This is a genomic window from Paenibacillus sp. VTT E-133280 (genome assembly GCF_002264385.1).
Classification (GTDB): domain Bacteria; phylum Bacillota; class Bacilli; order Paenibacillales; family Paenibacillaceae; genus Paenibacillus_AQ; species Paenibacillus_AQ nitricinens.
Genome location: NZ_NFUX01000085.1, coordinates 1 through 26,951 on the forward strand (window position 1 = coordinate 1; position 26,951 = coordinate 26,951).

At 45.0% G+C, this 26,951-nt stretch carries 22 protein-coding genes; 14 read left to right on the forward strand and 8 right to left on the reverse strand.

Going from position 1 to position 26,951, the window contains the following annotated elements; translation table 11 throughout:
- The coding region (locus CA600_RS26815) for an AAA family ATPase (RefSeq protein ID WP_179281750.1) at positions 1-650 on the forward strand (650 nt) is incomplete at its 5' end.
- 92 nt (positions 651-742) lie between these two features.
- Here CA600_RS26815 and CA600_RS26820 read toward each other — a convergent pair.
- On the reverse strand, positions 743-2,383 hold the full coding sequence (locus tag CA600_RS26820) for a glycosyltransferase family 2 protein (RefSeq protein ID WP_094874206.1): 1,641 nt from the start codon (positions 2,381-2,383) through the stop codon (positions 743-745).
- 335 nt (positions 2,384-2,718) lie between these two features.
- On the opposite strand from CA600_RS26820, the gene CA600_RS26825 reads away from it, so the two are divergent.
- From CA600_RS26825 to CA600_RS26850, 6 genes are all read left to right on the forward strand, one after another.
- Positions 2,719-4,335 carry an ABC transporter substrate-binding protein gene (locus tag CA600_RS26825; RefSeq protein ID WP_094874207.1) on the forward strand — a complete coding sequence of 539 codons (1,617 nt, stop codon included), beginning with the start codon at positions 2,719-2,721 and terminating at the stop codon, positions 4,333-4,335.
- 69 nt (positions 4,336-4,404) lie between these two features.
- The gene (locus tag CA600_RS26830; protein ID WP_094874208.1) at positions 4,405-5,355 is read left to right on the forward strand and encodes an ABC transporter permease; all 951 of its coding nucleotides are present in this window, start codon (positions 4,405-4,407) and stop codon (positions 5,353-5,355) included.
- Between the two features lie 4 nt (positions 5,356-5,359).
- Positions 5,360-6,205 (forward strand): ABC transporter permease, encoded by an 846-nt coding sequence (locus tag CA600_RS26835; RefSeq protein WP_094874209.1) that lies wholly within the window; start codon positions 5,360-5,362, stop codon positions 6,203-6,205.
- Between the two features lie 15 nt (positions 6,206-6,220).
- Positions 6,221-7,240: an ABC transporter ATP-binding protein gene (locus CA600_RS26840; RefSeq protein WP_094874210.1), complete on the forward strand. Its 1,020-nt coding sequence runs from the start codon at positions 6,221-6,223 to the stop codon at positions 7,238-7,240.
- Entirely contained in the window at positions 7,233-8,150 is a 918-nt protein-coding gene (locus tag CA600_RS26845) for an ABC transporter ATP-binding protein (protein ID WP_280787115.1), read from the forward strand. The genes CA600_RS26840 and CA600_RS26845 overlap by 8 nt, the downstream gene beginning before the upstream one ends.
- A 34-nt stretch (positions 8,151-8,184) precedes the next feature.
- Positions 8,185-8,634 carry a hypothetical protein gene (locus CA600_RS26850; RefSeq protein ID WP_094874211.1) on the forward strand — a complete coding sequence of 150 codons (450 nt, stop codon included), beginning with the start codon at positions 8,185-8,187 and terminating at the stop codon, positions 8,632-8,634.
- Positions 8,635-8,709: 75 nt separating this feature from the next.
- Here the strand turns inward: CA600_RS26850 and CA600_RS26855 are convergent, their stop codons facing one another.
- From CA600_RS26855 to CA600_RS26880, 6 genes are read right to left on the reverse strand one after another with little or no spacing between them, the layout of a single operon-like run.
- Complete coding sequence (locus tag CA600_RS26855; protein ID WP_094874212.1) at positions 8,710-9,579, reverse strand: metallophosphoesterase family protein; 870 nt, start codon at positions 9,577-9,579, stop codon at positions 8,710-8,712.
- 51 nt (positions 9,580-9,630) lie between these two features.
- On the reverse strand, positions 9,631-9,945 hold the full coding sequence (locus CA600_RS26860) for a DMT family transporter (protein ID WP_094874213.1): 315 nt from the start codon (positions 9,943-9,945) through the stop codon (positions 9,631-9,633).
- Positions 9,946-9,971: 26 nt separating this feature from the next.
- Positions 9,972-10,757 (reverse strand): HAD family hydrolase, encoded by a 786-nt coding sequence (locus CA600_RS26865; protein ID WP_094874214.1) that lies wholly within the window; start codon positions 10,755-10,757, stop codon positions 9,972-9,974.
- A gap of 15 nt (positions 10,758-10,772) precedes the next feature.
- On the reverse strand, positions 10,773-12,119 hold the full coding sequence (locus CA600_RS26870; RefSeq protein WP_094874223.1) for an ABC transporter substrate-binding protein: 1,347 nt from the start codon (positions 12,117-12,119) through the stop codon (positions 10,773-10,775).
- A 34-nt stretch (positions 12,120-12,153) separates the two neighbouring features.
- On the reverse strand, positions 12,154-12,999 hold the full coding sequence (locus CA600_RS26875) for a carbohydrate ABC transporter permease (RefSeq protein WP_094874215.1): 846 nt from the start codon (positions 12,997-12,999) through the stop codon (positions 12,154-12,156).
- Between the two features lie 24 nt (positions 13,000-13,023).
- Positions 13,024-13,905 carry a carbohydrate ABC transporter permease gene (locus tag CA600_RS26880; RefSeq protein WP_094874224.1) on the reverse strand — a complete coding sequence of 294 codons (882 nt, stop codon included), beginning with the start codon at positions 13,903-13,905 and terminating at the stop codon, positions 13,024-13,026.
- A gap of 219 nt (positions 13,906-14,124) precedes the next feature.
- Between CA600_RS26880 and CA600_RS26885 the strand changes: the two genes are divergently transcribed.
- From CA600_RS26885 to CA600_RS26895, 3 genes are all read left to right on the forward strand, one after another.
- On the forward strand, positions 14,125-14,682 hold the full coding sequence (locus CA600_RS26885) for a GbsR/MarR family transcriptional regulator (protein ID WP_094874216.1): 558 nt from the start codon (positions 14,125-14,127) through the stop codon (positions 14,680-14,682).
- Between the two features lie 210 nt (positions 14,683-14,892).
- Positions 14,893-16,077, forward strand: coding sequence for a polysaccharide deacetylase family protein (locus CA600_RS26890; RefSeq protein ID WP_094874217.1), 1,185 nt, complete (start codon positions 14,893-14,895; stop codon positions 16,075-16,077).
- 167 nt (positions 16,078-16,244) lie between these two features.
- Positions 16,245-17,276: an AI-2E family transporter gene (locus tag CA600_RS26895; RefSeq protein ID WP_094874218.1), complete on the forward strand. Its 1,032-nt coding sequence runs from the start codon at positions 16,245-16,247 to the stop codon at positions 17,274-17,276.
- 107 nt (positions 17,277-17,383) lie between these two features.
- Here CA600_RS26895 and CA600_RS26900 read toward each other — a convergent pair whose 3' ends face one another.
- Positions 17,384-17,773: a hypothetical protein gene (locus tag CA600_RS26900; RefSeq protein ID WP_094874219.1), complete on the reverse strand. Its 390-nt coding sequence runs from the start codon at positions 17,771-17,773 to the stop codon at positions 17,384-17,386.
- 255 nt (positions 17,774-18,028) lie between these two features.
- On the opposite strand from CA600_RS26900, the gene CA600_RS26905 reads away from it, so the two are divergent.
- The 4 genes from CA600_RS26905 to CA600_RS26915 all read left to right on the forward strand — a co-directional run.
- Positions 18,029-23,896: an S-layer homology domain-containing protein gene (locus CA600_RS26905; protein ID WP_179281751.1), complete on the forward strand. Its 5,868-nt coding sequence runs from the start codon at positions 18,029-18,031 to the stop codon at positions 23,894-23,896.
- A gap of 167 nt (positions 23,897-24,063) precedes the next feature.
- Positions 24,064-24,282 (forward strand): hypothetical protein, encoded by a 219-nt coding sequence (locus tag CA600_RS31010; protein ID WP_143812201.1) that lies wholly within the window; start codon positions 24,064-24,066, stop codon positions 24,280-24,282.
- Positions 24,283-24,298: 16 nt separating this feature from the next.
- Positions 24,299-26,059, forward strand: a complete 1,761-nt coding sequence (locus CA600_RS26910) for a CHASE2 domain-containing protein (protein WP_143812202.1) — start codon at positions 24,299-24,301, stop codon at positions 26,057-26,059.
- The coding region (locus CA600_RS26915) for a FecR family protein (RefSeq protein ID WP_143812203.1) at positions 26,056-26,951 on the forward strand (896 nt) is incomplete at its 3' end. The genes CA600_RS26910 and CA600_RS26915, both read left to right, overlap by 4 nt.

Consider the following 26,951-nt stretch of genomic DNA (forward strand, 5'->3'; position numbering starts at 1 on the left):
ATGAGGAAGGTGGACAGCTCACAGAAGCCGTGCGGCGTCAGCCTTATACGGTTGTTCTGCTCGATGAAGTGGAGAAGGCGCACCCCGATGTATTTAATATTCTACTGCAGCTGCTTGATGATGGACGGCTGACCGATTCACAGGGCCGGATGGTCGACTTCAAGAACACGATCATTATCATGACCTCAAATATCGGTTCACCACATCTGATTCAAGGCACCGATGAGAAGGGTCAGCTTACGGAGGCTGCTAAGGACAGAGTGATGAAGGAACTGAGTGGTCAATTCCGTCCGGAGTTTCTGAACCGGGTTGACGATATTGTGATGTTCAAGCCGTTGACCCTGGGCGAGATCGAGAAAATCGTGGACAAACTGGTAGATGGATTACGTTTGCGCCTTGCTGAACGGGAGATTGGTCTTGAGTTAACTGAGCCGGCGGTACGTTTTATCGCTAAGGAAGGTTTTGATCCAGTGTATGGGGCGAGACCGCTGAAACGCTTCATCCAGCGTAGTCTGGAGACCCGTGTGGCACGTGCGATCATTGCTGGTGAAGCCGCAGAAGGTACAGTGATTCAAGTAGACGAATCCGGCGGCGAGCTGACGGTGAGCATAATCAAACCAGATGTCGATGAACCACAGCGTACTGAATAAGAGGAAGTTAGCAAAACGGATTGTACTATGTGAAAATAAAAGACGTCCACAAAGCCATTAAGGTTTTGTGGACGTCATTTTTATGATTACACTCACTCCACCCAAGGTATTAAATGAGGGTGTTCATCCAGAATGGACAGGTATTGCTCCTTCCAGCCGTATTGGCCATCGGGATCAAGGAGCATGTAACGCAGATATTTTTCTAAGCGGAACTCTGCCTTCGACCAACCGAGATGCTTGAGTCGCAAGTTGCTTAGCTGGTGGGGTAGCTCGAAGACATTCTCCGGGAATCGCCCACAGTGCTGTGGAGATTCGTTCCATACATAGTTGAAGTCTTCTTTATAACGAAGCAGAAAAGGACGATAGTTCATATGAGAGCGCCAGTAAATATCTTCTCTGTAATGAGTGGCGTTCCATAAATCGTAGAGACGGAAACAGAATAGATCGACCTCGTCAGCGTACAGCAAGGGTTCGATATTTGCCGCGAAACTTGCTTCAAAGATTTCGTCTGCATCCAGACTTAGAATCCACTCGGGCTTCGTCTTCAGAACCTCTTCCCATTGCTGCTTTCGCAGCTCGATTTCATTGCTGAATTTGGATATGGTATTGTGCACCAGATGAACGGGGATGCCTTCAAGTACCTCCAGGCAGATCGCTGCTGAATTATCGGTGCTGCCATCATCGATAATGACGGCCTCGTCGATGTATTTGCGATGCTCCTCCAGAACCTGTCGCAGAAAACGTCCACTTTCATTTTTCACAACCATGGTCAGGGTTAGCTTGGGCCGCTTTCTGGCTGGGGGGATTGTCTCTTTGGAGCTTTCGTTGTTTGGATTGTCTGTGGTGGGTGTCTGCATTACTGATTCAGGTACTTCGTCCGTAGATGAATTGTTCCCAGTATCAGTGGCTTCAGCTTTGGGCTCCGTAGTTTCTTTGATGAAAGCCTCAACTTTACTCAAATCACTGTCTCTATACAAGTGTAGCGCCGGATAATGGGTATCGACGAACAAGGGGATGCCAAGGGCTGCGGCACGAATGCAGAAATGACGGTCTTCCCCCCAGTATGAAATGTTGCGAATTTGATTATAGCTAACGCCGGCTTTTATCGCATGCTGACTAATCAATGTACAAGCCCCGAGTCCGCCTACCTCATAGATTCCTGGAATCCGCATCTTTGCTATGAATTCATGAAATCTGCGATTAATCTCCTCTGGTTGCAGTTTTTCACCGGGCAGTAGCTCCCATTGATTGTATTCGTCGTGCATCCATACCTGCGGCTGAAACATAGTCTCTGGCTGCCACTGCGTCCAGAACACCTCTGAAATAATATCCTTGTTCGTACCTATTAGATGTCTGAGGGTATCAGGATGGAGAATGAGATCAGAGTCAATAAGGAATAAATAATCATAGTTCAAGGTTTGAGCGCGGTTGATCATGAGATTCTTAAAATTGGCTACTTTCCAGACTAAATCGGTATTCCAGAAGTGGGTAGTATCATTGCGAATATACGCATCGTGAAAGCCGGAGCTCTGAAGATAAATATGATCACCCATACTTTTGAATTCCTGGAGCAGCCGACTAGATTCCTGATCATCATTATCATCAATTAGATGGAAATCCAGCTCGATATTGGCTACGTTCAGACGAAGCAGGGAATTCAGGAATTCTTTTAAAACCGTAGGCTTCTGGTGAATTGGACTGCCGATCAATACGCGAATCTTGTTTTCCGTCATTGCCGCCTCCTTGGGGAACGCCCCTCTTTCCTTGGATGATCCTTATGTTCTCAATATATTTACAGGAGAGCGGCAATAATCCTTATTTTTCAAAGTTCTGTAAAGTAAATGAGTGTTAGATATATTAATTCGTAACGATCTGCTGTACAATAACCGAATAATTAGATACAGATGACCAAATGAACAGCAAAGGATGAGCGCTATGGATAAATCACTGATCGATTCCCTCAATATTACATTAATGTGAAATGCTATCCATTGTAATTCCTAGTATTCCGATATACAATATAAAAAAACACAAGCCACACAGAACATAGAATACGGGGGAGAAACTTATGCGTAAAGGATTATCTGGAGTTATTACTTTGGTTTTGTTAACATTTTTGATTAGCGCGTGCTCCGGAGGGAATAACGCTGCTTCCACAAATACAAATCAGACGCCTACGGCTACTGAAGGAACGACGGCAAGCACTGAGCCTAAAGATGGCGGTAACTTGATTATTGGAGTCGCTGCTGATCCTGTTATTCTAAATCCGAACTATGCGGGTGACCGTGTCAGTCTTACAATTGACCAAGCGCTCTATGCTCCACTGTTCCAAGTAAATGATGGTAAGAAGACCTTCTACTTGGCAGACAGCCTGACACTGTCAGAAGATAACCTGACTTATACTTTGAAGCTTAAAGATGGTCTTACATGGCATGACGGAGAAAAGCTTACTGCTGACGATGTCGTGTTCACGATTGATAGCATCCTCGATGAGAAGCAAAACAGCATGTTGAGAGCAAACTTATTCATCGGTGATAAACCCGTTAAGGCAGTTAAGGTGGATGATCTGACTGTAGAGTTCAAGCTTCCGCAGGTCAGCCCAGCTTTTGAAGCTACACTAGTGCAAGTATTTCCGATTCCAAAGCATATCTTTGAGAATGAGACGGATCTAGAGAAAAGCACCAAGAATGCTAATCCTGTTGGATCTGGACCATTTAAATTTAAAGAATATAAAGCGGGCGAATATGTTACACTCGAGAGATTTGATAACTACTTCGGCGGCAAGCCACATCTTGATTCTGTAACGTACCGGATTGCTAAAGATACGAATGCTGCGAATCTCGCACTTCAGAGTGGTGAGATCAACATTAAATATCTAGATCCGCAGGATGTTGGAACGATTGAAGCTTCGAACAATTTCGAGATCCTTCCTTATAGTGAAGGCCGATTGTCCTACCTGTTGTTTAATGCGAACAGCGATAGAGGCGCTCTTGCGAAAAAAGAAGTTCGTCAAGCCTTGTCTCTAGCACTAAACCGTGATGAAATCATTCAGGCTGCTTATACCTCTAGCGAATATGCTGACCCGGCGAAGTCATTCTTGACTCCGGATGCATTGTTCTATACTAATGACGTACCTTCTTTCGATAATGATGTGGAAAAAGCGAAGGAGCTTCTGAAGTCAGCTGGAGTTAGCGATCTGAAATTGAGATTGATTGTATCGAGCGGAAATAAAGCTCAGGAAGCCATTTCACTATACGTGCAGCAAAAGCTAAAGGCCATTGGCGCTGAAGTTGAACTGCAAAATATGGATGCCTCGGCATATGGTCAGAAGTTCAGTGATATGAATTCAACAGATTTTGAACTTGCAATTGCAGGTTATATTATGGGTTACGATCCTGACGCTTACAGAATTTTGTATACTTCTACTGCTGATTCCAACTACTCGCATTATAATAATGCTGAGGTTGATAAGTTGTTCAATGAAGGTGCAGGAGAAGCAGATGTGACTAAACGTGGTGAGATCTATAAGAAGATCCAAGAAATCATTGCAGACGATGCACCGATTTATCCAATCGCTAATACTAAGACTATTGTAGCTGTCTCCAAGAACTACGGCGGTCTTGAAGAAGCAGTCTTGAAGCCTGTCGTTATTTTTGAAGATTTATCGAAAATCTACCTTAAATAAAAACGGGAAAAAGTAAGCTGGGTTATCCAGCTTACTTTTTTACCGATATAGAACTGGGAGAATAAACGTATGAGACAACTTATCGTCCGAAGATTACTGCAAACCCTGCCGATGTTGTTTTTTGTTTCGGTTGTGTGCTTTGCGATGATTAAGCTGGCTCCGGGGGATCCGGTATTATCCTTCGTTACGCCGAATATGCACGCGGATGATATTGAACGCATCCGGCATAACCTTGGGCTGGATAAGCCAGCCTACATTCAATATTTTATATGGATCAAAGAAGTACTGCAGGGGAATTTCGGTTATTCCCTTGTGAATCATCAGCCCGTATTAGATCAAATTCTAGAACGTCTGCCTGCAACAGCAGGTTTGATGGGTTCGGCAATTGCGCTTGCTGTCTTGCTGGCGATCCCGATGGGACTGCTTGCTGGAGCAAATCGGAATCGTTGGGTGGATAAGCTGATTAATTTTATTTCCTATATCGGAATTTCTGTGCCTTTGTTCTGGCTCGCGATTTTATTGATGTATTTATTCGCAATTAAGCTGCACTTGCTGCCCATTATGGGGATGCGTACGATTGGTGTAGAATCGGCGGTTGATGTGTTAAAGCATGGGATTTTGCCTTGTACGGTCCTTGCCTTTGGATTCTTGGCTAGCTATGTACGATATATCCGTTCCAGTACGATTGGACAGCTTAAAGAGGAATATGTACAAATTCAGTATGCCTTTGGATCGAACAAAACCACCATCTTGTTCCGTCATGTAATGAAGCATGTGCTGCTTCCGGTGATTACATTGCTCGGGATGTCTATGGGCGATCTAGTAGCGGGTGCAATCGTGACGGAGACCGTATTTTCTTGGCCGGGAATTGGGTCCTTGGGGATGACTGCGGTTAAAGGGATGGATTACCCGGTAATTATGGGGATTACGCTGTTCTCTTCTTTAATGCTGATCATCGGCAACTTGGTCGCAGATATTCTATATAGCTTCGTGGACCCACGAATTAAATTAACGAGGTGACCTCATGAATCGCAGTAAATGGAAAAGTGTTGGAGATGAGCTATTTACGAACAAATTGGGCGCCCTTGCCCTCATTACTTTAATCATCTTCACACTAGGCTCTATATTCGCTTTTTTATCTGGACATGATCCGAATGCGATGGATGTTCTGGCACGTCTGAAAGCACCGGGAGCCGATCACTGGTTCGGGACGGATGACTATGGCCGGGATTATTTTGCCCGCGCATTGTATGGTGGCCGGGTATCTCTATTAGTTGGTTTTGCTTCAATGATCATTGCCACTGGCATTGGTGTGACGGTGGGGGTAATCAGTGGATATTTTGGCGGGTGGATTGATAATCTATTGATGCGGATGCTTGATGTAGTAATGTCCATTCCGTCTTTCCTGGTTCTGCTGCTGCTCAGCGTATTTCTGAAGCCAAGTGTAGGAAACATCATTATCATCATTGCACTATTAATGTGGATGAACATTTCCCGTGTGATTCGAGCGGAGACGATGACGATTAAGGAACGGGAATATGTACTTTATGCAAAAGCCTCCGGCCAGAGCAATTTCGGAATTATCTGGCGTCATATTCTTCCGGGGCTAGTGCCGGTTGTGATTGTAGGGGCGACGAATAGCATCGCTTCGGCGATTATGATGGAGTCCTCCTTAAGTTTCCTTGGGTTCGGGGTGCAGCCGCCGAATGCTACATGGGGCAGTATGCTGAATAACGCGCAGGGCTATATTGCTCAAGCGCCTTATCTGGCTTTATTCCCTGGGTTATTGATTCTATTAACGGTATTGAGTTTTAATGTTCTGGGCGATATTTTGCGGGTTGGCTTTGAACCAAAGCTGATCCGAAGATAGGAGTGTGAAGACATCATGACAGAACGGCTATTGTCTGTTGAGGATTTGAAGGTTTCCTTCCAAACCCGAGACGGAGAGAATCAAGCAGTTCGTGGCGTTAGCTTTCATATAGATGCTGGAGAAACCGTAGGGATTGTTGGTGAATCCGGAAGCGGGAAGAGTGTAACTGCGAAGGCGATTATGTCGTTAATTACACCTCCAGGTAAAATTATCGGTGGAAATATTCAATTTCGTGGTGAGAATTTATCTAATCTTTCGGAAAAAGAGTGGAGAAAGCTGCGCGGTAACCGCATAGCAATGGTGTTTCAGGACCCTATGACCTCTCTTAATCCTGTAAAAAAAATCGGCCAGCAGCTTACGGAAGTCATCCGTCGGCATCGGGGTTTAAATAAGCAAGAAGCGCTTAAAGAGGCGGCAAGCATCCTGCGTCAGGTAGGGATTAATAATCCTGAACAGCGTCTACAGCAATATCCGCATGAATTCAGCGGCGGGATGCGCCAGCGGGTCATGATCGCCATGGCTCTTTCTTGTAAGCCAGAGCTATTGATTGCGGATGAGCCGACGACTGCGCTCGATGTAACGATACAGGCGCAAATTCTCGATCTTTTTAAAGAGTTGAAAAATAATACTAGTACAGCCGTAGCGCTGATTACCCATGACTTGGGTGTGGTCGCTCAGGTATGTACACGGGTTATCGTAATGTATGGTGGACTCGTGATGGAGGAAGGTACGGTAGAGGATATCTTTTATCGCCCACAGCATCCTTACACGAAAGGTCTGCTACGTTCGATTCCAAAACGCGAAGGCAAATCGCGGGAACGTCTGATTCCTATCGAAGGTACACCTCCGGATTTGTTGAATCCTCCTTCGGGCTGCCCATTTATGGAACGTTGCCCTAATGCTTTTGCCCGTTGCAGTGAACGTCCTCCGGTTATCGAATTATCGCCCGGTCACCGTTCAATGTGCTGGCTAGCAGACGGTATGCAGGAGACTCCAGCCGTAGCTGGTGTTGAAGGGAGCGGTTCGGTTGAGTGAGAATAAGATTCTAGTGGACGTAAATAATCTGAAAAAACATTTCTCCAAAGGCAAGGATATGTGGGGACGCGATACCTCTGTGCTTAAGGCGGTAGATGGCGTAAGCTTTCAGATACGCCAAGGTGAAACCTTTGGGCTGGTTGGAGAGTCAGGAAGCGGAAAGTCCACAGTTGGGCGCTGCTTGCTGCGATTATATGATTATACAGATGGTGAAGTGTCTTTTGACGGGCAGCCGCTCAGCAAGCTTGGAGAGAAGCAGCTAAAGCCTTTTCGCAGACGCATTCAGTCGATCTTTCAAGATCCCTATTCATCACTCAATCCAAGTCTGAATGTACTTGATCTGATCAGTGAGCCTATGAAGATCCACGGCATCCACGAAGGTGACGAACGAAAAGAGGCTGTTGCGGCACTGCTGGAGAAGGTGGGTTTGAAAAGAGAACATCTGTACCGTTTCCCGCATGAATTCAGCGGCGGGCAACGCCAGCGGATTTCGATTGCCAGAGCCTTGTCTGTAAAACCGGAATTTGTCGTATGTGATGAACCGATTTCAGCACTGGACGTATCTGTTCAGGCTCAGGTAGTAAATATGCTGGAGGATTTGCAGTCCGAATTCGGGTTGACCTATCTTTTTGTCGCACATGATCTATCGATGGTACGGCATATTTCAGACCGGATCGGTGTGATGTATGGCGGTCGTCTAGTAGAGGTAGCTGAAAGTGATGAACTGTACGAGAATCCTATTCATCCTTATACGAAGGCACTGCTGTCTTCGATTTTGGAGACGGACCCTAGACGCGCTAATCAAAGAATTATTCTAGATGGATATTCGCAAGAGTACGGCAGGGCTGAGACTTCTACACTTCAGGAAGTAAGTCCGGGCCATTATGTTGCTTATGATTTCATGGAATAAGTAGACTCTATATACAGGTAGGGGAGGAATCAGGATGTCAGACAATTTGAACACAGTAAAGTTATCCCAGTGGGATGCTTTATTAATAGAATCACTTCGCGCCTTGGGCTGGTCCAATGAGGATATTATTCGTAAAGTAGTGGAGGGCGACTTGCCCGTTGACGAGAGTGAATACGAGTTTGATTATAAACAGCTGAGCACATTGCAGTCGGAGCAGCCGGAGCTGTTCGAGCAAGCGGTGAAGACAGGCTACCAGATCAAATACAACACGATTCGTGGCATTCGCAGCTGGATTTGGGTAGCTCTGGGCAAAGAGGCAGTTCTGGAGCTTGAAGAGGGCAAGGAAGCGGTTGAGGTGACTTTGACCGTAGCTGAAAAGGGACGTTTGGCATCGGTGTTATCCTTTGGTTGGCAGATTGAAGGCGAGACGAATGCTGCAGATGAAGATATAGCGGTTTACCGGGTTGCCCCGATTGGACGCTAAGCTAAATAACTACAGCAAAAAAACGATTGATGCGTGGGAGGACTCCTTGTGCACAATCGTTTTTTTTATTGAAAATTATATTACGTTTACCGCTGGATAAGCTACCTCATATTGTGCAGCTTCAATCCAGGTTCCTGTTTTGAAATCTCTGCCCCGGACAAGCACTTTATCTCTATACACTTCCACATAAAAGCCTTGGCTGCCTGTCTTATGCTTATCTTCATTCGTCCAAAGGTAGGCGACAGAAGCAGCATTAAACATCGTGGCGATTTCTCCTTGGCCAGGGAACATAGTGTTGTCCACCTCCAGCTCCCAATGGGTATGTCCAGTGAATAACAGGGCCTGAGGGTATCTTGAAAGAATCGCTTTTAATTCCTTATCTTGTGTAACGCCGTACCAATCTTGTGATTCCAGCGATCCAGCTACGGTGTCTTTGAGTGGTTGGTGCAGGAATAGAAAGATCGGTTGATCAGGCGAAGATTGCTCTTCGAGCTTATGACCCAGCCAATCCAGCTGTGCAGAGGAAAGATCACAGAATTTGAGCAAGCCTTGTTCTGTCCCTAGAAAAATAAAGTGATAACCATTGATCCAGTGATCATGATAAGGCCCAGACATGCCAGTCTGCGAAGTATACATCCCTAAGCGTGACTCCCAATTTCCAAGGGCTACATCATGGTTCCCTAAGGTAAAGGTAATATTGGGCAAGTCAGCTTTGTACGGATGGAGAATACGAAGCATTTCTTCGTATTCCGCAGGGAATCCGTGGTCTGTGACATCACCGATATGCATAATCCCGCTACTGCCTTCTCCATGCGCTGCTATATCACGGAGTGCCAGCTCAAAGTTAAGATTGTACTCATGATTTCGGTCAGCGGTGACATGGGTATCCGTGATGATTTGAAAGGTGACAACAGGTTTTTCCTCAGGTGTGATGTTCGTACTCATGTTTAGGCATCCTCCTTGATCTATGAACCTATGAAATATTGTTGCTGTTCGCTAATGTGTCTTGCCGCTAATGTTCAGCCCTATGATCCCGGTAATGATAACGGCTATCCATAGCAGGGAGGATGTGGTTAGCTTTTCATCGAAAAAGAGGGCCCCTATGAAGGATATAAGGATAATTCCCGCCCCTGACCATATCGCATAAGCAACGCCTACCTTAATAGAGGTAAGGGCATAATTCAGAGAGGTGAAGCTGGCTCCATAGAACAGGAACATGAGCACGGAAGGCCAGAGCTGCGTGAACCCTTGAGATATTTTCATCGAGATGGTCCCTGAGAGCTCGAACACAATAGCTAGCGTCAGAAACATCCATGCCCATATTCCTTCTATTTTCACTAGGGAGTAACCTCGATTCTAAGCTCGGCATAAGATCTCACAATGAGATCTGCATCCGGGAGAATATGCGACGAAGCAATAATGTCTTCATTTTCAGAGATTCCTATGGCTAACTGTACGCCCGCTACTTTAGCCATTCGCATATCCCCATTAGTATCACCGATAACTGCTGTGTGCGCAGGTTCTACGGCCAACCTTTCGCAGGCCAGTCGCACCATGTCAGGGAAAGGTTTACCCTGATCCACGAGGTCTGTTCCAATGACCTCAGAGAAATAGTGCCTTATACCGAGCCATTGAAGATGTTTCTCTGCGGCATCTGTTTCATCAGCGGTCACCACAGCGAGAGGGAGGCCTGCACTCACACACTCATCAAGAAAACGATGAAGTCCGGGAAGCGAGTGAACAGGGCGTTTCTCTTCCAGCATAACATCCGCTTCCAGACGGCACTGATGAACAAGCTCCATGGACTCCGCCCAAGATAAACCTTGCAGATAACCTTGCCAAGACAGGATGGCATAGAGATCACTCATAGTTCCCATAGCCAGCGGTCCGTTGCGATCATAATCGGTAATGCTCCCCTGGGTATTGTGTACCGTTCCCATTAGTGCAGGGAGCTGTTCTTCTGTAATCTTTAGTCCTTTTTGCTTCATATACGCTGTGAATCTCTCTAAAAAATATTCGCCCCAGCTGCCCCAGAGGGATACGAACTGGAGCAGCGTACCATCCTTATCGAATAGAATAGCGGCTACAGCGTATCTGCCTTGTGGAGTGATGAGCTCAGACATAAGGTCCACCGCCCTTTATTTTAATTTATCAAGTGCTGCTTGCGCCGTTTCTTGCGCTTCCTTTAGTGCTTGTGCGGCAGGGATATTCTCAATTTGTACCTTATCTGCGGCGATTTTCAGTGCATCGTTGATTTTGCCGCCAGTTGGGTCTTGGAAGGGTGCAGAACCATGAGACGCTTGCATCAACGGAACCTTAATCTGTGGATTGCTTTCGCTGAACGACACAAACGCCGGGTCTTGCAAAGCGGATTGGCGTACCGAAATATAACCCGTATTAATCGACCAGAAGGCAGTATTCTCAGCACCCGTGAAATAGGTTAGCCATTTCATAGCAGCTTCCTTCTCGCTGTCGCTAGCTTTGGATAAAATTCCGGCCATCAATGCTTGGGCTACCGGTTTTCCCTCGCCAACCCCTGCCCAGCCTGGCTGCTCCATAGCTGATACAATGCTGAAGTCCAAGTCGCCCTGATCGCCACTGGAGCCGGTGTAACCTGCGGATTGACCCTTCATAACATCGTCAATTGTCTTGTACCAATACTCCCAGCCTTGGCCCCCAGAATGAATCCGCATGATCTTATCCTCGTGAATCCACTTGCGGAACAAATCCCAGGTTTCGATCCACTCTTTGGAGTCGATCATGACCTGTTTCCCATCTTCACTAAGGATAGTGCCTCCTTTGCTGAGCACAGCATCAATCATGTTCTCTGGACCCCACATCGGCTCCCAACCGTAGAAAGTGGTTTTACCACCGTCCTTCACGGTCATTTTCTCAGCTGCAGCAGCTAGGTCTTCCCAAGTCTTTAGAGTGCTCGCATCAATGCCATTCTTCTCAAAAGTATCTTTACGATAGTACATAACCTGCGTCGTTCCATACATCGGCAGGAAATATTGCTTGCCATCGATTTGGCCCTGATTTAGAAAGGTTTGGACAAAATCCTCTTTATTAAAATCTGGCTGCAATGCCATAAGCTCATCTATCGGAGCGAAATATCCTTTGCGGGCCCAATCTACATTGGAGGAGAGAGCAGCAGCGGGCACTTTTCCTGTAGCAATCGCCGCTTGCAGCTTCTGCTCGGTTTCAGTGTAGTCTGCCTGCGCGATACCTTTGACAATGACCTCTTGCTGAGAGGCGTTGAATTTCTGAATCAGTGCCTCCATATTCTCACCAAGCTTGCCGCCGAGACCATACCAAAATTCGATTGTTACCGGTGCCTTTTGTGTGGGTGCAGCCTCTGTGGAGGGGGCGGAAGAAGCTCCATTCGCCGCTGTAACATTGCCCGTATTCGTATTCCCTCCGCAAGCTGTTAACATTGTAAATCCGGCAACCAAAGATAGGGCGGACAGTCTCTTCAATACGTTCATCATCATTCTCCTCTTATAAAATAGAATTGTTAACTTATCCTTTGCTGGAACCAGCGGTCATGTTGACGCTTTGCATGATCGTTTTCTGAGCTAATAGAAATACAAGCAGCAGCGGGGCGATGGTGAATGCACTAGCGGCCATGATCAGCGGCCATTTCAATCCGTAAGCACCTCCTTGAGTGAAGAAACTACGCAGACCGGCCGAGACCAGCTGTAGATTAGGATCTTTGGTGATGAGCATTGGCCAGAAATAGTTATTGTACTGATCAATGAAGGTGATCAGGGCTAGCACTGCAAAGGAAGAACGTGTAATGGGGACAAGAATGGTCCAGAGAATCCGCATATGCGAGGAACCATCTACTTCTCCAGCCTCCACCAGCTCATGGGGAACCTGAAGGAAGGCTTGCCGAATTAGAAAGATGGAGAAGACACTTACACAGTTAGATAGAATCAACCCGGCATATGAATCCAGTAAGTGAAGCTGGGATAATACCAAATATCCGGGAAGATAAACGGCGGTGGCAGGAACCATATAGCCGAAAAGGATAACCCCAGCGAACAGCCCTCTGAAGCGGAATTTCATATGCGTAAGCGCATAAGCCATCATCCCGGAATTTATCACCTGTATAATAACAATCGACACGGCAACAAATACGCTATTGCCCATATATCTGAAGAAAGGGGCTTCGTGCCAGGCGGCTGAAAAGTTACTCCACAGCGGCTCTTTCGGCCAGATCGTGGGTGGAGACTGCCAGATTTCATCATTGGTTTTTAAGGCGCTGGTGACCATCCAATAGAAGGGGAAGGCCATGATCAGTGCAATAGCTGCAAAAAATAGATGGCGGGCCAGTGTGCCCACGCGTACGATCGTTGCATTCATCAGTCGTTCTCCTTTCAGCAGTTGTTATTGATAATGGGTTGTCCGTTTACTAACCTCTAGTGAGACTACGGAGAGCAGCATGCATATAAATACCAGAACCATTGCGACACTTGAGGCTTCTCCAATCTGAAAAGCTTCAAAGGCAGACTGATAATACATATAGAGCAAAGTGCGTGTTGAACCCGACGGTCCGCCTTGTGTGAGTACGTTAATCTGGTCGTAAGCCTGTAATGCCCCGATGATCTGTACGATGAACAGAAACAGTGTCGTTGGCGAGATTAGCGGTAAAATAATGCGAATGAATTTCTGAACAACATTTGCTCCATCCAGTTCAGCAGCTTCCAGCAGATCAGAAGGAACATTACGGAGTGCCACCAAGTAAAAAATCATTGCCCAACCGACCGATTTCCATATGGTCACGAGCAGAACGCCGAGCAGCGCCCATTTCGGGTCTTGAAGCCAACCGATTTTTTCTAGACCTAAGAAATCAAGTACGGTATTGGCCAAGCCAATTTCCGGTTCATAAATCCAGGACCAAACAATCGATACCGCCACTGTCGGCGTGACCCAAGGGGAGAAAAGCAGCACCTGATAGAGAGTGGAGCCTTTCAGTCTCCCGTTCATCAGGAGTGCTAGTCCTAGTCCGATCAGAATAACGGGCAGTACACTTCCCGCACAGAATAACAGGGTTACTCTTAGTGCTTTATAGAAGGCAGGGTTGCTGAACAGATCCAGGTAGTTGGTTAGTCCGACAAAGGTTTTCTCAGGGCTCATGAAGTCCCATTCATTAAAGCTGAGATAAAATACATAAAGTAATGGCGCAAGCCAAAATACAACGAATGGAATCATTGCCGGCAAGGTAAAGAGCACCGGTTTCAACTCACCTATAAATCTTGAGCGTTTCATATTTCTGTCGATACCCCATTCCATCTTCTGTTTTTTGCGGTATAATTCTGAGGAAAGCTCCTCCGTTCAAAAAAAATTGTACACTCATATGGCGGCTACGTGGTCAAGCGGGCGTAAAGATCGATGCGAGATTATGTAAAAATTTAAGAGATTAGCGAAAGTACTTGCTATTTTGTGTAAAATAAAAGGACAGATTCTAAGTGGAATGAAGGTGCAGCTATGAAACAGGTAGCCTATGGTGAAGAGAATAGAGACTTATCTCCACGTGAGCAGCTACTGCGTCCGATGATCGATGCGATTGCTCAGACGATGGACTTATATGGTGCCAATTACTCATTTGGGCAGCTTTATGGGATTATGTTCTTTGAAGACCGGCCGATGACGCTTGAAGAAATGAAGAAAGTGATGAATATGAGCAAGAGTAATATGAGCTATGGAGTTCGTTCTTTGATGGCTTCCAAGATGGTCACCAAGCTGGAGGAGAAGCAGGATCGAAAGGATCTGTATGCAGTGGAAACGGATTTCTTTCAGACCTTTAAGAACTTTTTCGGGATGAAGCTGCAGCGGGAGATTGATGTCATGAGGCATGCCTTGGATATGGTTATTCCTGAGCTGGAGGGATTGGTTCAAGCTGTGGATACATCGGAGGAAGAGCGGCAATTCTGTCTGAAGGATCTGGAAAAGCTGGAGCATGCCGTTCAGTATTATCATTGGCTGCAGCAGTTTGTGGACGAGCTTGGCGAAGAGAATTACTTTGCAGACAAGAATAGGCCTTAGACTGTCTATAATTACATATAGATGTATATAATTATTTATAGATCTCCATTTGCAGGAGGTGTTCCTCAAGCCAGTTCGGGCTTAAGGTTCGCCTCCTATTTTTATTGTATGAACCCAAATAAAAAGAAAATGTAACCAAAAGTAGGTGGAACTGTCACCGAATATGTAGTTACATAGTGAATAAGAAATCATTTTAAGGAGATTCAAAGAGTGCATACGAAAAAATATATGATACTTTTAGTCATCGTTCTGCTAATAAGCCTCGCTGCTATTATCAATAATCAACGTGAGTCTTCTGCAGTTACTATAAATGTGAACGGTCAAATCATTAAGACGGTAGCTACATACCCGGCCTCGCCTGATGAGCTTATGATTCCCAAGGCTGTTGCCGAACAGGCGCTTAATATGCGTATCGACTGGCAGAAGCAGGGACCACTTCCGAAAGGCATTTACTACAGAGACAATGTAGTTGTGCTGATGTACCATCATCTTTCAGAGAAGCCGATGCCACAGTTTCCCTGGATATTATCGGTTGATCGGTTTGAGGATCAAATGAAGCTGCTGAAGGAAGAAGGCTTTCATGTGATTACGATGGAACAATATCGAGCATTTATGCTGAATAATGGCTCGGTTCCAGATAATGCGGTGCTGCTGACTTTTGATGATGGATATGAGAGCTTCTATGAGTTTGCCTTTCCCATCTTAAAAAAATATGGTTATACGGCAGTTAATTTCGTTATCGTGTCTACGATCGATCACCCCAATCCGAACAGTGTGCCGAAGCTTACCTGGGAACAGATGCGGGAAATGAAGCGGAACGGGATGGGATTCTATAGTCACACGTATGACTTACACCATTATGGTATCGTGGATGCTGAAGGTGGGGAGCGGCCAGCGGCCAGTGCCTTATTATATATCGACGATGAGAACAGAAATGAAATGAATACGGAGTACTACAACAGAGTTACTCGTGATTTGGCCAAAGCAGAGCAAAGGCTGAAGGAAGAGCTGGGGAATACCGATTCAGCGATTGCCTTTCCTTATGGATCTTACAATGACCGATTGCTATCCGCCTGTGACTCACTCGGAATTACGCTGACTTTTAAAATTCAGGATGGGATCAATGCGAGAACAGACCGGAACGCCTCTCGAATCAACGGGGGAAGTCAGAATCTAACCGCAATCCAAACCCTTGAGCAGATCAAACATGTAGATTCGCCCATGGAATTAACCCTGAATAACCAAAGAGTAGCTCTGATAGGAAGTGCGCCCGAAATGAGGAAAGGGACCTTGATGGTTCCATTTATACAATTATGCAAAGATCTACATATTGATCTCAACTATGATCAGAAGAGTCGGATCGTTAATTTATTACACACCACTGGGGGAATATAAAAGGCTGAGGAACTGTATGGAATGGATGTCATCTACCCTTATGTTCCTTAGGAGTTTACAAAAAGTGAGAAATTTCGCCAATTTAGGCGAATCACTAGTTGCTATAAGTGAATTCCTTACTGTAGACTATAAAAGAGTACTAATTGGTAGGCGAATGGAGAGAACTGATGGAAGTATTTAAGCGTTATTACGCGAATTTAACGGTCCGGCGTTTTTTTATTTTGGGTCTTGTTGCCCTGCTGCTATTCAGTATTAGAGATATGCTCAATTTAGTACTGTTAACATTTTTGATTGCTTATGTAATGAATAGCTTTCAAGTGCTGCTTACGAAGCGGATCAATAAATATGTGGCAGTCAACAGTAAGGTCATTATTGTTATTCTGTATTTAGCTCTGATTGCGCTGATCGTAGTGACCTTAGTGAATTATTTACCGAAGGTCTTTACGCAGATTAAGCAGTTAACAAATTTTCTAACCAGTTTAACCCCTGCAAACATTCCGCAGAACGATATTGTGCAGTATTTATTTGCCCAGCTTAAGGATTTGAACTACCAGTCTTATGTGAAAGATGGTCTTGAATACGTCCTGAAAATAAGTAATTGGGGCACCAGCTTCGTATTATCTACTATTCTGAGCTTTGTCTTTATTCTTGAGAAGAACAGAATTGTCAATTTTACTACACGTCTTAAAGATAGCAAGATCTCCTGGTTCTATGTTGAGCTTGAGTATTTCGGTAGAAAATTCATCTCATCTTTTGGTAAAGTGATCGAAGCGCAAATACTGATCGCGCTGTTTAATACATGCTTTACGGTGATTGGACTCTGGATCTTAGGTTTTCCTTATCTATTCGCCTTGTCGATCATGATCTTCCTGCTTAGTCTGATACCGGTGGTAGGCTTTGTAATTTCACTAATTCCGCTGTGTATTATTGGCTACAATATTGGTGGTCTGGCTATGACGATCTATGTACTCGTTATGATTGCTGTACTACATTTTGTTGAAGGCTACTTCTTGAATCCTAAGCTGATGTCATCCAAAATGAACCTGCCGATGTTCTACACCTTTATCGTTCTGTTATTCTCTGAGCATTATTTGGGTGTATGGGGTCTAATTCTCGGTATTCCAATTTTTGTGTTCTTCCTGGATATACTGGAGATCAATAGAGACAGCAAGATAGAAATTAAGAATTCAATTAAATAGCTCTGAATATAAGAAGAGGGTGATCCGATAGCCATTAAATGGCTATCGGATCACCCTCTTTATGGTTGGCGCGGAGCAATGTTGTACGGCCACTGTATGTATCTTTGTTAGCCGAAAGAAGTGAGAACGCTCTCCGTAACGATGTCCCTCAGCTCGGCTGTATGTGCTGCATACTGCTCGGCTGTAATGCTTCCGGAAGCTAGCCTTGAATCTAGCTGTTCTGTTAGCTGTGCTACCTGTAGATTGATCACATCTTCAATATCTGTGTTTTGCTCTGAGGCAATATCTTGAAGTGACTTGCCATCATATAAGGCATCGTACAGATCTTCATCTGTAGGTTGGTTAAGGGCTTTCAATAATAATTCGTCTGGATCTGCAGCTTTTACAGTGGACCATTGGGCAGGCGAACTCGCGCTTGCAGTAAGGCTACTCCAAGCATTTCCGAAAGACATCACTATAACTACGGTTCCTACTATAATCACTCTTTTTATATCCATTAGAGTCCTCTTTTCTTATTTTACAAATAACGTTTTATGGTTTTCTGTTGAATGTGTTTGTGATGGTTGTGATTTAACCTATTTCTATTGTAACCCGCAAACCTGAGTCCAAGCTTAAGCAATATTTAAGATAACCTAAAGATTTAACATTGAAATGATATAGCGATAATATATCCTTAGTATACTTTCCAGATGATCTTCAATGCATATTTATGCACTGGGTCACAACTAAACAAATGGGGAGTGTTCGGAGTTTTGAGAATAACAGCAAAAGCTAAACGTTTTCTATCCAGCGTAATTGCAAGTAGTCTGATGTTGGGGATAATGGTTCCAGCAGGATATGCTGAAGAACAGCAGCTGGACACAGAGCAGACCTCTTCCGAATTAGGAGCACATTTTGACGAGCAGGTTGAGCTCGATACGCTTTTAAATCAACCGACAGTAGTGGCAGATGTGTATGCGACACCTGCTCATCCAGGAGCATTACTTATTACAGAGGTTGTTCCAGATACTAAAAATGTCAAAGGTGCGGATGGATCCTCTGTTGATGGTTATGAATTTGTTGAGGTCTATAATAATACGGATGAGCCAGTAAACTTTAAGGATTATTATTTTTACTATTATAACAGAGATAAATGGATAACCAACGGCGATGCTGTAATCCCGGCGCATGGAAATATCGTCTTCTGGATTATGAACGGCAATAATCTGAATGTTCCTGCCGAGGATTTCATCAAAAATTTTAATCCTTCAGCATCCTTGAAAGAAGGCGTAAACCTGTTCCGTATCAACGGTGGCGGTGGTATGGCTAACACTGATACGCGTAGCTTACAAATTAAAAGCAAAGCAGGAGATGCCCTAATTATCTCTTCTTCTTATGGAAAAGAACAGGTGAAGGAAAACAACGGGATTTTCTATCAATTTTCACAAGCTGACAGCTCTACGATGAGTCTCATGGCGATTTCGGGAAAGGCTGCGGCGACACCTGGAACCGTAGAACCCGAACAACTTCCTAAACCAGTGCCTGGAGACAAACAGCCGTTGATTGAACACCATACGCAGAGCAGTGTAGATCCAGCTGATCTTCCTATCACCGCGAAGATTACGAACCTAGAGATTGGCCCAGATGGAGCATTACCGGTAGTGAAGCTGCAATACGGCTCTCCTTCCCAGGCAAAAGATACGGTAATCACTATGACATCAAAGGGGGATAATCAGTTCACTGCGTTGATTCCTGCGGCTGCGCTGGAAGAGCCGGAACTGCACTACAGCATCCGTGTAAACAATGTTACGGAGCATTATTCTGTTCAAGTGAACCTGCCTGCGTTTGATTCGAACAATGTGCCGCCGCTGTTAGTTACTGAGCTGCTGCCGAATTCGACGAATGTAAAAGGAACGAGCACCGATGCTTTTGAATTCATTGAGGTGTATAACAATACGGATGCACCAGTTGATTTTAAGAACTATAAGATCTATTATCGCTATCCTGATAAAGGCAACGCTTCTGATGTGAAGTGGCCCTCTACGAAAGAGAATTTCGTCATTCCTGCACAGCAGTCTGTGGTGTTCTGGATTATGAATAGTGCTAACAGTACATACACTGCTGATGATTTTAATACAGAATTCAATACGAATCTGATCGATGGCACGAACCTCTTTTTAATTAAAAGTGATGGGATGGCGAACTCTGGCCGCCGGGCAGTCGTAATCAAGAGCAACACGGAGAAAGAAATTTCCTCTGCGTATTATGATGCTGACCTCACCTATGAGGGTGGAGCTAAAGGTGACGACACCAAAGAAAATAAAGCCCTTCTATACAAGTATCCTGTGAATGGGCAAAGTAAAATGCTTAAGATTAGCACAGGATCAGCCGTTCCGTCACCAGGGCAAGTGGATGCAGGATTGGTTCCTAGTACACCGATCCATGTAGAGCCGGATACCGAAAATCCGACGGTGAATGATCTGACTGCTGTGACGGAGATTGATCAGTCGATGAGTTTGGATTTGAAAGCTTTCGCTGATGACAATAAAGCCATTACATCTGTAGAAGTAAGGGTAGCGTCGGACAAGCAGCCTGATTTTGTCAGCCATAATCTATCCCAAGACTTCAACGATAGCTTGTATCATTATAAGTTATCATCGGCTGATTTGATTGGCAGAAATGAAATACAGTATTATTTCGTCGTTTCCGATGGCACCAATGAGGTCGAATCTCCGGTAATGAAAGTGAAAATTACGGGAGGGCCTGATCAATCAGCGCTTCGTTTGAATGTGAAGGATGGGCAGTTCATCCATGGTTCTATGACGGTAAAAGGAACCTCTGCCACCGCAAAGGCTGATGCAGTGGACCTGAGCATCGATAATAAGGTACTCGGCAATCATGAGGCATATGCCGCGCTTGAGAATGATGCTTACTTTGTATTTGAAGCTAAAAATGTGGATTATTATTTCAAAAATGGCATCACAATGGGACCAGAAGAATTAGGGGATGCGAGCATTCTATACACTTTTATGGACCCGATTACTTCATATACGACATTGACCTTCCCGATCTCCTCTGCCGCTTTACAGGTGGGCACGGAGAATGTGATCTACATTCGGGCGGGCTCTAAATCATCACCTTTTGACCCACGTCCCGAGGAGAATAAAGATGATTTCGAAGTGAAAAATGTACGCCTACTACTTGCAGACGGCACTGAGATTTGGGACCCTGCTTATGCAGAACGTGATAAAGAAATTAAGATGGGGGACAGCGCAGGTAAGCATGAATCTATCGGTTTCCGGTTCGATTTGAAATCGGATTTGTTCCGTTCGAAAGCGTATGACTGGAATACTAAAGAAGCCGCTGATGGAGAACATAAAGTAACACTGACTGAAGGTGGATCTAAGGTATCGTCAAGTGTAATTGTAGACAACACGCCGCCATCCATCAAAGCATCGATTGAAGATGGAAAGACTTATCGTGGTAATTTCGAAATTGCTGCTCAGATTACGGATACTTACGCAGGTGTAGACGAGGTCAGCGTGAAGCTCGATGGCAAAGGTATTGAACTTCCATATGCTACTTCCTCCGGAAAGCTAACGGCTGGAGAGCATACGCTTTCTATCACTGCCTTGGACAAGATCGGCAATCAGGCAGAGAAAGTAGTTATCTTCCATGTGCCGAATGAGAATCCATTTGCACCCCAGCTTATTTCTCCTACGAACTGGGAGACAGGTGTAGGTACTAATCCGACTTTGAAGGTTAAGGTTGAAGATCCTAACCATGATAAGATGAATGTTACTTTCTTTAGAGGATTTAAGTATGATGCTAACCATCCTGAGCAAGGTTTCGCTGGGTTTATAAATGCATCCGATACAGAGCCGCCGAAACAGTCCGTACCTGCGGGTGAAACAGCACTTAGCGGTGATGATTACAGTAAAATAAGCGCGTTGGACGGACAGTATTTAATCAACGATGCTGTAGAGCAATTCCCGTATCAGCGTTATGAAATTAAGCTTGATGATTCCGTTAAGGCTACAGATCGTGTGGATATTGAATGGAAGGGGAATTCACTTCCAGGTCGTAAAGTAAGTCTCTATGCTTGGAGTCCTGCTGAAGAGAAGTGGGTGCAGCTGGATCATTTGATCGCCGGTACAGAGGATTTTGAGCTGAAATCGACGGTGACCGTAGGACAATTTGCTAATGCACATAGCATTGCTGTTATGGTTCAGGATGAGATTGCGTCTGTGGCTAAGACTGCACCGACAGTAACGCAAGACACCTATGATTTCTCTTTTGTATGGATGTCGGATACACAATATTATTCCCAAAGCTACCCTTACATTTATCAGAAAAATGTGAAGTGGATTGCCGACAACAAAGAGAGCCTGAAGCTGAAATATGTTATTCATACAGGTGATATCGTAGATAAATCCTATCAGGAGTATGAGTGGGAGGAAGCTGACCGGGACATGAAGGTTCTGGAAAATGCAGGTATTCCTTATGGTGTGCTTGCGGGCAACCATGACGTAGGTCATCAAACCGGGGATTATACGAAGTTCTGGGAGTATTTTGGAGAGTGGAGATTCAAGAATATGCCGACCTTCGGTGGCTCTTATGATAACAACCGGGGCCATTATGATTTGGTTTCTGCAAATGGAAATGATTTTATTATCGTATATATGGGCTGGGGACTAGCTGAAGAAGAGATTCAATGGATGAATGAGATCGTTGCCCGTTATCCAGAGCGCAAAGCGATTCTTTGCCTCCATGAATACTTGCTGGTTTCTAATAACCGCGCACCTATTGCGGATAAGATTTTTGAGATGGTTGTAAAACCTAACAAGAACGTAATCGCAGCATTATCCGGTCATTATCATGATGCTGAGCTGAAGATCGACGAGCTGGATGATAACGGTGACGGTATTCCGGATCGCAGTGTGTATCAAATGCTGGCAGACTATCAAGGTGCTGAAGAGGGTGGACTTGGTTATATTCGTCTGCTTCAGTTCGATATTGCTAACAATAAGCTGCGTGTGAAGACTTATTCGCCTTATTTAGATGATTATAATTATTATGATGAAAATGAATTCCCAGGCAAAGATGAGTTCGTATTAGATCTGGATCTACAGCCTGTGACAAAACGTGTAGCTACCGATTATATCGGCGTTAAGGTCTACAGCGATCAGAAAGTCGCAGCCAATCAGCAAGTAGAGAGCGGTGCGGAGACTCAGGTTACTTGGAGCAAACGGAATCCGGATAGTTACTACCAATGGTATACAAAGGTTGAGGATGATCACTCCGGCAGTGTGCTTTCAGATATTTGGGGCTTTTACACTGGAAAAGAGGATGTGACACCGACGCCAACACCGACGCCAACACCGATGCCAACACCGACGCCGACGCGAGAGGTATCGCCATCGCCTGAAGTGACACCGGCACCTCCAGTAGGTTCATCAGTGCCTACAGTGTCTTCGAGTCCTACAGCTACCCCTGTAGCGGAAAAAGGAAGCGTTGAACTGACCCTCGGAAGTGACGGTATGTATATTGCTAATTCTGCAGCATTGAAGAAGCTGATAGAGGAAGCTGCGACAGGTGGAAATATCAAGATTAGCTTAGGCAAAGGCGCTTTAACCCAAGATCAGATTAAACTTGCACTTGACGCAGCGAGCATCCAACAGGCTGCCGACAAGAAGCTGAGTCTGAATATTGTATCTTCCAGCATTACATTAAGCGTACCAACAAGCTCTTTACCAGCGATCCCAGCCGGAAGCGATATGCTGCTGCTGAGTGTTGATACAAGTACGATATCTGTACCAACCAATGTCGCTGGAATGAGTCCATCCAGAGCTGCCGTTACGCTGAACCTTAGTATCACAGCAGGCGGCAAAGAAACGGCTATTCACCAGTTTAAAGGTGCTGTTACCATTACATTGACGCTGACGAAGGAACAGCTTGCTAAGATCGATACTGATTTTGCAGGCGTCTATTATGTAAATGGCAGTACCTTGACATATTTGGGTGGCGTTTTTAAAGGTAATGCCGTTACCTTTACAACAGATCATTTCTCTTCCTTCGCGGTACTGGAATACCAGAAGCAATTTAGTGATACCGCTGGTCACTGGGCAGAGTCGTACATTTCCAAGCTGACGGCTAAGCATGTGATTATGGGTATCGACGATACACATTATGGTCCACAAGCTAATGTAACCCGTGCGGATTTTGTTACACTAGCCATTCGTTCACTTGGATTGGATGAGGCTAGTGGAACTATCGCACAAAGTACTTTTGCAGATGTATCTGAGGATGCATATTATGCCTCATCGATAGACAAGGCGGTCCAGCTTGGGCTCATTCAAGGCAGTGATGGCAAGTTCCGGCCTAAAGATGCGATAACTCGTGAAGAAGCGGCTGTAGTCCTCCAGAAATTGGTACAGTACAAAGCTGGTTCAGACTCTTCTGGTGCTGCTACTGCAAGCTTTAAGGATATGAACAGCGTATCGGACTGGGCGAAGCAAGCGGTAAGTGAATTGAAAGCCAAGAGAATCCTTGACGGCAAGGGTGACAATAACTTTGATCCTCGTGGCAAAGTAACCCGGGCTGAAATTGCAAAACTGTTATATGGAATAATCAATTTATAAGGATAGTTTGGCAAAGGCAGACAGAGGGAACTCTGGTCTGCTTTTGTCATTTTTTATCCCTTTTCTTCTATGAAAGTAGGAAATTCTTACTATTTATATGATTTTTCATATATAATATTTTTGAATAAATTTTTAATAGATAATCTAACTTCCTGCTGACAGTCCTAATGATTTCTTTCGTAATTACACTTGTCATTCGCGATGATTCGGCAGTTATTCTCCTGGTTAAAGCACTTCTTCTAATTGGCACAGGAATGGGTATTCAACCATGGGTACTTGTATTCCTTATTGTTTTATCCACTGATCCCATCTTCTTTGCTTATCAATTACCAACGTATTTAACCGCTTATTATAGTGCTGGCTCGGACTCATCCTATAATACATAGATTGGAGAAACGAACCTTGAGAGTAAAGCTAGCACATATTTTACTTCTGCTAACTGTAATTTTTGCGATTCTACTGTATAGAGGGAGTCTCGACTCCATTGATCATCTATTACAAGATCGCGTGATGCAGCACGAGCGCACAGTGGACACTACCATTGCGATTATCGGGATAGACGATCAGAGCTTGGAGGACTTCGGCAGCTGGCCGTGGAGCAGAAATGTTCATGCACAGCTGCTAGATACACTTTCCGAGGGACATCCAGCCGTAATTGGGTTTGACCTGACGTTCCCGGTGGGTTCGGAGGATCCCGAGGCGGATGCCGAGTTCGCTGCGGCTGTCGCTCGGGCGGGAAATGTTATTCTGCCCATATATGGTACCTTTGCACCTAATACCGAGCAAGGAAAGATTGAAGCACTGGAGCTGTCTGAGCCGTTTGAGGCCTTGAGGGAGGCTGCCGCTGCAACCGCCCATATTAATACCATTACCGACACCGACCGTGTGGTACGTAAGGTGCTTTATTCTTTTGACTATAAAAGAAAGCCAATTCATAGTTTGTCATGGACAGTCTTTCAGAAATATCAAGAGGTGATGGGGGGCACTGCTGATCCACAGAAGCTCCCGCTAGATGACTTTGGACGTTTCTATATCCCCTATTCAGGCAGTAAAGGAGCCTTTGAGGAGATTCCTTATTCGGCAGTGCTTAACGGAGAGGTACCGCCATCTTATTTCGAGAATAGAATTGTACTTATTGGGCCATATGCTACAGGGTTCAAGGATGACTTCCTAACACCAATTAGCGGGAAAAACACATTATATGGTGTGGAAATTCATGCGAATATCATTCAATCTTTGCTGGACGATAATTATAAACGGGTGCTGGACTGGAAGTGGAATGAGGCAGTATTGCTTTTTGTTGCGCTCCTAGCCTATCTACTATTCCGTAAGGTGAAGATGTTATATTCCTATGTGGTCATTGTGGTCATCATTGCCCTACTTATCTTTGCGGGTCGTTATTTTTATGACCATGGAACGGTAATTTCACTAGGTTACGTGATTCCTTTTCTAATCGTTAGCTGCATTATCGTGATAGCCTTTCAATATTTAGAAGAATTGATGGAGAAGCGTAGAGTTACGGATATTTTTGGCCGATATGTTGCCCCGCAGGTAGTGGATCAAATTCTCAAGAACGGTCAGGAAGGGCTGAAGCTTGGAGGAAGCCGCAGAGAGTTGAGCTTGCTATTCGTCGATATTCGCGGATTCACCCTGTTGTCGGAGGCTGCTGAACCGGAGGAGATTGTTGAGATTCTGAATGAGTATCTGGATTTGACCGCGAGTTGTATTTTTAAGTATGATGGCACGCTGGATAAGTTCATCGGGGATGCCACGATGGCGATTTTTAATGCTCCATTGCTGTTGGAGGATCATCCGATGCAAGCAGTAAAGGCTGCGTGGGCGATGAAGCAAGGTTCGGCGGCGGTGGAACAAAAGCTGTTCGAACGGTTTGGACTGGTTGTTAAATTTGGTATTGGGGTGCATACTGGCCCTGCTGTATTTGGGAATATCGGCTCCAAGACACGGATGGATTATACAGCGATTGGAGACACCGTCAACACAGCGGCCCGATTGGAAAGCAATGCCAAGCCTGGGCAAATCCTCATCAGTGAGGCTACCTACGCTTTTGTAAAAGATAGAGTATCTGCTGTTTCATTAGGAGAGATCAGGGTAAAGGGCAAGGAGCAAGGAATCCATGTCTATGAATTGGAGGGATTGCGATGAAGGTGAAGTCGTTAAAGCTTACATTGTCGTTTATGCTGATATTCAGCATTCTTTGGCCAGCGGTTGTCACAGAGGCGAAGGACAGCGTTAAGGTGGGGAAAATAACCGCAGTCTCAGGAAAGTCTGAGGTGAAAAAGAGCGGGGGGACGAAGAAATTCAACGCTTTTAAAGGGATGGCGATTACGCAAGGCGATACGATTATAACGGGTTCTGATGGACAAGTTAATCTCGATCTCGACGCTAACAAAGAAGTTACGATTGGAGCAGGGACGACACTTACCATTAGCCAATTAGTCGAAAGCGCAAAGGCATTGGGTGGAAAAACAAGCCTGAAGCTACAAAACGGGCAAGTTTTGATTAAGGTGAAAAAGAAGCTGGATGGCGACTCCAGGTTCGAGATTGAGACACCGACGGCTATCATGGGCGTTATGGGCACAGAGTTTTTTGTTAGCGTTAATCCTAATCAAGGGAATCCAGCTCTGATTGGAGGGCTAGGAAATAATGGATATCTGGGGGTTTTGGAAGGAACCGTTCGCGTGGCTTCGCCTTTAAATCCGAATGCTAATGCGTTTTCGATAACTGCTTCCCAGCAGCTTTTAATGAATGGTCAACAATGGAATAGGGAGCCGCTATCCTTGGAAGGATTGCCACCTTTTGCTCTGGAACAGCATATGAAATACTTACAGGAAGAACAGAAGTTAACCGAAGTTATGAAGAATCAGCTCGAACGTTTAATACAACAAAAGAAAGACGCTATGGCAGCGCTTAAACCAACACCTACGCCTGCGCCTCAGATTATCTATCCTGTATCTCCTTCTGCTAGTCCTGGCAAAGGGGTTGTGCCGACATCAGCTCCGACATTGACGCCTGAACCGACGGCATCACCAACGCC

Coding starts and splice junctions, on each gene's coding strand:
- CA600_RS26820 (WP_094874206.1), bottom strand. CDS start 2,383: ATGACGGAAAACAAGATTCGCGTATTGATCGGCAGTCCAATTCACCAG.
- CA600_RS26825 (WP_094874207.1), top strand. CDS start 2,719: ATGCGTAAAGGATTATCTGGAGTTATTACTTTGGTTTTGTTAACATTT.
- CA600_RS26830 (WP_094874208.1), top strand. CDS start 4,405: ATGAGACAACTTATCGTCCGAAGATTACTGCAAACCCTGCCGATGTTG.
- CA600_RS26835 (WP_094874209.1), top strand. CDS start 5,360: ATGAATCGCAGTAAATGGAAAAGTGTTGGAGATGAGCTATTTACGAAC.
- CA600_RS26840 (WP_094874210.1), top strand. CDS start 6,221: ATGACAGAACGGCTATTGTCTGTTGAGGATTTGAAGGTTTCCTTCCAA.
- CA600_RS26850 (WP_094874211.1), top strand. CDS start 8,185: ATGTCAGACAATTTGAACACAGTAAAGTTATCCCAGTGGGATGCTTTA.
- CA600_RS26855 (WP_094874212.1), bottom strand. CDS start 9,579: ATGAGTACGAACATCACACCTGAGGAAAAACCTGTTGTCACCTTTCAA.
- CA600_RS26860 (WP_094874213.1), bottom strand. CDS start 9,945: ATGTTTCTGACGCTAGCTATTGTGTTCGAGCTCTCAGGGACCATCTCG.
- CA600_RS26865 (WP_094874214.1), bottom strand. CDS start 10,757: ATGTCTGAGCTCATCACTCCACAAGGCAGATACGCTGTAGCCGCTATT.
- CA600_RS26870 (WP_094874223.1), bottom strand. CDS start 12,119: ATGAACGTATTGAAGAGACTGTCCGCCCTATCTTTGGTTGCCGGATTT.
- CA600_RS26875 (WP_094874215.1), bottom strand. CDS start 12,999: ATGAATGCAACGATCGTACGCGTGGGCACACTGGCCCGCCATCTATTT.
- CA600_RS26880 (WP_094874224.1), bottom strand. CDS start 13,905: ATGAAACGCTCAAGATTTATAGGTGAGTTGAAACCGGTGCTCTTTACC.
- CA600_RS26885 (WP_094874216.1), top strand. CDS start 14,125: ATGAAACAGGTAGCCTATGGTGAAGAGAATAGAGACTTATCTCCACGT.
- CA600_RS26895 (WP_094874218.1), top strand. CDS start 16,245: ATGGAAGTATTTAAGCGTTATTACGCGAATTTAACGGTCCGGCGTTTT.
- CA600_RS26900 (WP_094874219.1), bottom strand. CDS start 17,773: ATGGATATAAAAAGAGTGATTATAGTAGGAACCGTAGTTATAGTGATG.
- CA600_RS31010 (WP_143812201.1), top strand. CDS start 24,064: ATGATTTCTTTCGTAATTACACTTGTCATTCGCGATGATTCGGCAGTT.